This is a genomic window from Mesorhizobium sp. B2-2-3, assembly GCF_006442405.1.
Taxonomy (GTDB): domain Bacteria; phylum Pseudomonadota; class Alphaproteobacteria; order Rhizobiales; family Rhizobiaceae; genus Mesorhizobium.
This window is the reverse complement of record NZ_VFWC01000025.1, coordinates 26026-33841: the sequence shown is the minus strand read 5'-3', so window position 1 is coordinate 33841 and position 7816 is coordinate 26026. Positions and strand designations below refer to the sequence as shown.

The 7816-nt window shown below is 63.6% G+C and carries 5 protein-coding genes; 4 read left to right on the top strand and 1 reads right to left on the bottom strand.

Annotated features, from left to right (window positions below; all coding sequences use genetic code 11):
- From FJ951_RS28610 to FJ951_RS27975, 4 genes are all read left to right on the top strand, one after another.
- Window positions 1-245: hypothetical protein (locus FJ951_RS28610; protein ID WP_181172304.1), on the top strand; the 245-nt coding region annotated here is incomplete at its 5' end.
- A gap of 34 nt (window positions 246-279) precedes the next feature.
- Window positions 280-2292 carry an acetyl/propionyl/methylcrotonyl-CoA carboxylase subunit alpha gene (locus FJ951_RS27985; RefSeq protein ID WP_140518297.1) on the top strand — a complete coding sequence of 671 codons (2013 nt, stop codon included), beginning with the start codon at window positions 280-282 and terminating at the stop codon, window positions 2290-2292.
- Window positions 2293-2405: 113 nt separating this feature from the next.
- Window positions 2406-5933, top strand: a complete 3528-nt coding sequence (gene dnaE, locus FJ951_RS27980) for a DNA polymerase III subunit alpha (RefSeq protein ID WP_140518296.1) — start codon at window positions 2406-2408, stop codon at window positions 5931-5933.
- A 67-nt stretch (window positions 5934-6000) separates the two neighbouring features.
- Window positions 6001-6804, top strand: coding sequence for a potassium channel family protein (locus FJ951_RS27975; RefSeq protein ID WP_140501525.1), 804 nt, complete (start codon window positions 6001-6003; stop codon window positions 6802-6804).
- A 17-nt stretch (window positions 6805-6821) separates the two neighbouring features.
- On the opposite strand, the gene FJ951_RS27970 is transcribed toward FJ951_RS27975, so the two are convergent.
- Window positions 6822-7703 carry a DMT family transporter gene (locus FJ951_RS27970; protein WP_140501527.1) on the bottom strand — a complete coding sequence of 294 codons (882 nt, stop codon included), beginning with the start codon at window positions 7701-7703 and terminating at the stop codon, window positions 6822-6824.
- Window positions 7704-7816 lie beyond the last annotated feature (113 nt).

Sequence of the window (7816 nt, the reverse complement as noted above, 5' to 3'; positions counted from 1 at the left end):
CGCGGGCCGTCAAGGTCGACCTCCATGATCTCAAGCGGCTTTCCGGCAGCAACGGCAACAGCGGCGCGGGTTTTCATCTGGCAATCCTCCAACGCAATTTTGCGCTCAGGCTTTCAGGTTTTGGCCTGCTCATCAACCGCCAGATGAGACGAAATATCGGCTTTCTTGACGCAGGTAGCACACCCTTGACCGCAGGCGTTCGCGCCACGCACACGGTACTTGAGACATGGCGACATAATCCATAGAACTGGACCGTCCGCCGGAGGGGAATTTGCCCGCATGTTCACCAAAATCCTGATCGCCAACCGTGGCGAGATAGCCTGCCGCGTCATCAAGACCGCGCGCAAGATGGGCATCGCCACGGTCGCTGTCTATTCCGACGCCGATCGCGATGCCGTGCATGTCGAGATGGCCGACGAGGCGGTGCATATCGGACCGTCGCCAGCCGCGCAGAGCTATCTCGTGCCCGAGAAAATCATCGCGGCGTGCAAGGCGACCGGCGCTCAGGCCGTGCATCCCGGCTATGGCTTCCTGTCCGAGCGCGCATCATTCTGCGAGGCGCTGGAGAAGGAGGGCATCGTCTTCATCGGGCCGAAGCCGAAGGCCATCAAGGCGATGGGCGACAAAATCGAATCGAAGAAATTCGCCAACGCCGCCAATGTTTCGACGGTTCCCGGCTGGCTCGGCGTCATCGAGAACGCCGACCACGCGGAGAAGATCGCCGGAGAGATCGGCTATCCCGTGATGATCAAGGCCTCGGCCGGCGGCGGCGGCAAGGGCATGCGCATCGCTTGGAACCAGGCCGAGGTGCGCGACGGCTTCGACCGCGCGCGCTCGGAGGCCAAGAGCTCGTTCGGCGACGACCGCGTGTTCATCGAGAAGTTTATCGTCGATCCACGCCACATCGAGATCCAGGTGCTGGCCGACGCGCATGGCAACGCGCTCTATCTCGGCGAGCGCGAATGCTCGATCCAGCGCCGCAACCAGAAGGTGGCCGAGGAGGCGCCATCGCCTTTCCTCGATGCCAGGACGCGCAAGGCCATGGGCGAGCAGTCGGTGGCGCTGGCCAGGGCCGTCGACTACCAGAGCGCCGGCACGGTGGAATTCATCGTCGACGCTGAGAAAAACTTCTATTTCCTTGAAATGAATACACGATTGCAGGTCGAGCATCCGGTGACGGAGCTTGTCACCGGTGTCGATCTGGTCGAGCAGATGATCCGTGTGGCAGCCGGCGAGAAGCTCGCCTTGAAGCAAAGCGACGTGAAACTGAATGGCTGGGCGGTGGAGAGCCGGCTCTATGCCGAGGATCCGTATCGCAACTTCCTGCCGTCGATCGGCCGCCTGACGCGCTATCGACCGCCACAGGAAGGGCAAGTCGGCGACGTCGTCATCCGCAACGACACCGGCGTCACCGAGGGATCGGAGATTTCGATGTTCTACGACCCGATGATTGCCAAGCTGTGCACCTGGGCGCCGACCCGGCTGGAGGCAATCGACGCGATGTCCGAAGCGTTGGACAGTTTTGTCGTCGACGGCATCGAGCACAACATCCCTTTTCTGGCGGCGCTCATGCAGCATCCGCGCTGGCGGGAAGGGCGGATTTCGACCGGATTCATCGCAGAGGAATATCCCGACGGCTTTGCGCCGATCCTGCCCGACCATGACGACAAGGCCGTGTTGGCGGCGGTCGCCACCGTGGTCGAATTGCTGCGCCGCGACCGACTCGACCGGCTGGGCGGGCGCTTGGCGCCGCATTCGGGAGCACTCAAGCGCGACTGGGTGGTGAAGATTGGCAAGGACTATCTGTCCGCGTCCATCCTGGAGGGCATAATCTCCATTCCGATGGAAGTCGACTTGTCCATCGAGGGCGGCAAGCCGCTGACGGTTTCGTCGGCCTGGCGGCCGGGCGAACTCGTCTGGCGCGGCAGCGTCGGCGGGCACGAAATGGTGGCGCAACTGCGCCCTGCGCCAAACGGCCTTCGCATCGCCTGGAAAGGGCTTTCGGTGACAGCGCGCGCCATGCTGCCGCGCATTGCCGTGCTGGAAAGGCTGATGCCGGAAAAGCTGGAGCCCGACACGTCCAACCTGCTGCTATGTCCCATGCCCGGCCTCGTCGTCTCGATCGCCGTCGCCGAAGGCCAGGAGGTCAAGGCCGGCGAGACTCTGGCCGTCGTCGAGGCGATGAAGATGGAGAACGTGCTGCGCGCCGAGCGCGATCTCGTGGTGGCGAAACTCAACGTCAAGCCGGGCGACAGCCTGGCCGTCGACGCGGTGATCATGGAATTCGCCTGAAGCGAGGGCGGGCGGAAGCCTGTGGCCGATGTTCGTTTGTGCTGGACTGGCATCGCCCGGTGCCGGACAATACATCTTGATCGACTCAAGTCCTTCGGGAAACGCGAAAAACCATGGCGGATGACAGACTTCCACGCGACCCCTTGCTGCGCGAAGCGGCAGTGAAGGGGGCGGCGCCAGAAGCGCCGGCGCGTCCTTTCGTGCATCTTCGCGTCCACTCGGCCTATTCGCTGCTGGAAGGCGCGCTCCAACTCGGCAAGATCGTCGGCCATGCGGTCAAGGACGAGTGTCCGGCAATCGCGGTCACCGACACCAACAATCTGTTCGGCGCGCTCGAATTCGCGCAGAAGGCGGTGAAGGACGGCATCCAGCCGATCATCGGCTGCCAGATCGCGCTCGCCTTTTCCGGCGAGAACGTCGACGGCCAGCGCGACCGCCGGCGGCAGGGGCCCGAGATGCGGCCAGTCGTGCTTATCGCGGCGACCGAGGCCGGCTATTCCAATCTGGTCAGGCTGGTGAGCCGCGTCTATCTGGAGACGCCGCCCGGCGAGGCGGTGCATCTGACCAGCGAGATGCTGGAGGGCCAGGCAGACGGGCTGATCTGCCTCAGCGGCGGTCCCCGCGGCCCTATCGGCGCGGCTCTGAAGGAGGATCGACGCGATCTCGCGGAGACCCGGCTGTCGACCCTGAAAGCCCTGTTCGGCGATCGGCTCTATGTCGAACTGGAACGAGTTTCCGGTTACGACCGGCTGATAGAACATTCCACGATCGATCTCGCCTATGCCCACGAATTACCGCTCGTCGCCACCAACGAGGCGTTCTTCTCCTCGCGCGACGATTATGACGCGCATGATGCGCTGATCGCCATAGCGGAGGGCTCGGTCGTCGCCGTGGACAATCGCCGCCGGCTTTCACCGGATAACTTCCTGCGTAGCCAGGCTGAGATGGCAGCGTTGTTCGCCGATCTGCCGGAAGCGATCGACAACACGGTCGAGATCGCGTTGCGCTGCTCCTACTATCCGAAAACCCGCAGCCCGATCCTGCCGCGCTTTACCGGCGGCGACGCGTCGGACAAGGACGCAGCCGAGAAGGCCGAGGCCGCCGAACTTGCCCGCCAGGCGCGTGAAGGGCTGGAGGCCCGGCTTGCCGCGCACGGACCGACGCCGGGCTATACGGTCGAGCAATACCGCGAGAGGCTCGAGTTCGAGCTCGGCATCATCGAGAAGATGAAATTCCCAGGCTACTTCCTGATCGTTGCCGACTTCATCAAATGGGCCAAGTCGCAAGGCATTCCAGTCGGGCCGGGGCGCGGCTCGGGTGCGGGCTCGCTGGTCGCCTATTCCACCACCATCACCGACATCGATCCGCTGCGTTTCTCGCTGCTGTTCGAGCGCTTCCTCAATCCGGACCGCGTGTCGATGCCCGATTTCGACATCGACTTCTGCCAGGACCGCCGCGAAGAGGTGATCCGCTATGTCCAGCAGAAATATGGACGCGACCAGGTCGGCCAGATCATCACCTTTGGAACGCTGCAAGCCCGCGCCGTGCTGCGCGACGTCGGTCGCGTGCTGCAAATGCCTTACGGCCAGGTCGACAAGCTGTCCAAGATGGTGCCGCAGAACCCGGCCAATCCGGTAAAACTGGCGGACGCCATCGCCAACGAGCCGCGTTTTGCCGAGGAGGCCGAAAAGGAGCCGATCGTCCAGACGCTGCTCGACATGGCACAGAAGCTGGAAGGGCTTTATCGCCATGCGTCGACGCACGCCGCCGGCATCGTCATCGGCGACCGGCCGCTGTCGGAGCTGGTGCCGATGTACCGCGATCCTCGTTCGGACATGCCGGTCACCCAGTTCAACATGAAATATGTCGAGCAGGCCGGGCTGGTGAAGTTCGACTTTCTCGGCCTGAAGACGCTGACGGTGCTGGAGACGGCGGTGAAGCTGATACGCCGCCGCGGCATCGACATCGATCTTGCGACGATACCGCTCGACGACCCCGAGACCTACGCCATGCTGTCGCGCGGCGAAGTGGTCGGCGTGTTCCAGGTGGAAAGTGCCGGCATGCGCAAGGCGCTGATCGGCATGCGGCCCGACTGCATCGAGGACATCATCGCGCTGGTGGCGCTGTACCGGCCGGGGCCGATGGAGAACATCCCGACCTACAACGCCAGGAAGCACGGCGAGGAGGAGATGGCGTCGATCCATCCCAAGATCGACCATCTGGTGAAGGAGACGCAAGGCGTCATCGTCTACCAGGAACAGGTGATGCAGATCGCGCAGGAATTGTCCGGCTATTCGCTGGGCGAAGCCGATCTTTTGCGCCGCGCCATGGGCAAGAAGATCCGCGCCGAGATGGACAAGCAACGTGAGCGCTTCGTCTCGGGCGCGGTCGAGCGCGGCGTGGCCAAGCCGCAGGCCGACTTCATCTTCGACCTGCTAGCCAAGTTCGCCGACTACGGTTTCAACAAATCGCACGCGGCCGCATACGCCGTCGTCTCGTACCAGACCGCCTATCTCAAGGCGCATTATCCGGTCGAGTTCCTGGCGGCGTCGATGACGCTCGACATGGGAAACACCGACAAGCTCGCGGATTTCCGCCAGGATGCGCTGCGCCTCGGCATCGAGGTGGTGGCACCGTCGGTGATATCAAGCTTTCGTCCCTTCGAGGTCGGTGAGAACCGCATCTACTATTCGATGGCCGCGCTCAAGGGAGTCGGCGACGCGGCGGTGGAGCATATCGTCGCCATGCGCGGCGAGAAGCCGTTCAAGAGCCTGGCCGATTTCTGCGAGAGGGTCGATCCGAAAATCGTCGGCAAGCGCGTCTTCGAAAGCCTGATCATGGCCGGAGCGCTAGACTGTTTCGGCCATGACCGCGCCGCGATGATGGCTGGCGTCGAGCGGATGATGGGGCTGGCGTCACTGGCGCAGCAGAACGCCGTCTCAGGCCAGGCCGACATTTTCGGCGCGTCTCTAGGGGCACAGTCGCAGGCGCTCAACTTGCCCGTGACCGAACCGTGGCTCGCCGCCGACCGCCTGCACCGCGAATTCCAGGTGGTCGGTTTCTATCTCTCCGCCCATCCGCTGGACGAGTACAAGGCGGCGCTGCAGAAGATGCGGGTGCAGAACTGGGCGGAGTTTTCGGCCGCGGTCAAGCGCGGTGCCACCGCAGGGCGCCTCGCCGGCACCGTGACCACCAAGCAGGAGCGCAAGACGCGGACCGGCAACAAGATGGGCGTGGTGCAGTTCTCGGACACGTCCGGCCAGTATGAGGCGGTGCTGTTTTCCGAAGGATTGGCGCAGTATCGCGACATGCTGGAGCCGGGCCGCTCCGTGGTCATCTCCGTGGCGGCGGAGGACAGGCCGGAGGGCGTCAACCTGCGCATCCAGACAGTGCAGTCGCTTGAGGACGAGGCCAGCCGCATCCAGAAGGCACTGCGCATCTTCGTCAGAAACGATGCGCCTGCCTCGATCATTCAATCGCAGCTTACCCAGCGTGGTGAAAGTCAGGTGAGCATCATCGTTATCAAGGAAGAAGCGCAGGGCGAGGTGGAGATTGCCCTGCAGGGGGGCTACCGCGTCTCGCCGCAAATCGCCTCGGCGATGCGCGCCGTGCCAGGCGTGGTCGAAGTGGAGCTGGTGTGATCGCCCCTTCCGGGGACTGGTGGCAATCCGCCGGGCGGCATCCGCCGCTCAAGTCACCGCAATTGCCATGAAGACGAAAGACAGCGACGGATTGCAGGACCGTTCCACAATGGCGTGGCTGCGCGACACGCTGCGCAAGCTCTACCACGGCCGCACGCCGGCGGCTTTTCGGTTTCAGCTGGTTGCGGTCATCATCGACCTGGCCATCATTGCCTTCTTCATCGCCACGCCCGTCATCCAGCAGTCGGCCTCATTCCTGTGGCTCGACTATGCGGTGGCGGCTCTGGTCGCCGCCGACCTGGTTGCCAGGCTGCTTGCCTCGAACGACATGCTGCGGCTGATGAAGCAGCCGACCTCCTGGGTGGACATTTTCATCCTTTTGACGCTGCTGATGCCGACGGCGCTGGCCAATCTCGGCTTTCTGCGCATTCTGCGGCTGTGGTCGCTGTCGCGCAGCGGTTCGCTCTGGCGGCATTTCGAGATGCAGGGCCTGCGGCCCTGGCGCGAAGCGAGCCACGCGGTGATCAATCTCTTGACGTTCCTCTTCGTGATCACCGGTTTCGTCTACACTTTCTTCTTCCGCAGCGGAGCGGGGCTGGAAAGCTACATCGACGCGCTTTACTTCACCGTCGCGACGGTGACCACGACCGGGTTCGGCGACATCGTGCTGCCGGGAATGGCGGGGAAACTGACGGCGATCGTGACCATGATCATCGGCATATCGCTGTTCGTCAGGCTGGCGCAGGCGATCTTCCGACCGGCCAAGGTGTTCTTTCCCTGTCCGCAATGCGGCCTGCAACGGCACGAGCCGGACGCCGTTCACTGCAAGGCCTGCGGCCACCTCCTCAACATACCCGACAGCGGTGATTGAGGGGCGATTGAGGCGCGCTACGATGCCGCCGCTTGCGCCGGCTTTGGCTGCCGGCGCTGCAGGTTGAGCATATTGCCCATCAGGATCAGCAATGCCCCGCCTGCGGTGAAGGCGTCGATCTGCTCCTGGTAGAGCAGCCAGCCGATCAATGCCGACAGCGGCACGCGCAGGAAATCCATCGGCGAAATGACGGTGGCATCGGCGTAGCTCAGCGCCCAGGCCATGCAGAAATGCGACGACATGCCGGTGAAGGCGATCAGCAGAATCCACGGCCACAGCTCGAGCGACGGGTTGCGCCATTCGTAGAGCGCCGGGACCAGGCCGAGCACCGACTGGATGATCAACATCCAGAAGATGATTCGCACAACGCTGTCGGTCCGCGTCAGCGACTTGACCAGGACCAGCGAGATGCCGAAGCACATTGCCGCGCCCAGCACGACCAGATGTCCCGGATCGACCGAGCCGACGCCTGGGCGCACGATGATCACGACGCCGATCAGCCCGAGCGCCACGGCGCCGAGCTTCGGCCGGGTGAGCCTTTCGCCGAGAAAGGTGACCGCAAGGATCGCCGTCCAGATCGGCGTCGTGAATTCGATCGAGATCAGCACCGCCAAAGGGATCAGCGTCAGGGCGTAGAGCCACGCCGCCTGGCCGGTATAGTGAACCACGTTGCGCGTGACATGGGCGAGGGGGCGCCCAGTGCGCATGGCGGCAAAGCCGCCATTTTGCATGACCAGCGGCAGCAGGATGAAAAAGCCGATCACCGAGCGCAGCTCCAGCACCTGGAAAACGTTGAGCTCGGCCGTGGTGGCGCGGCCCGCGACCGACATCGCCAGGAACGAGGCGATCGACAGCGCCATCCAGAACGCGGCCTTGGGGATGGAAGGGGTGGGTGCCATTTCCGCTATGTCGCAGGCCGTGGCTTTTGCCGCAACCGCTAGCAGCCGCATTCTTCTGGGCCAGCCGGATGTTGCAAAACAGTCATGTTGAAGGCGGAACCTGGCACGGCAGG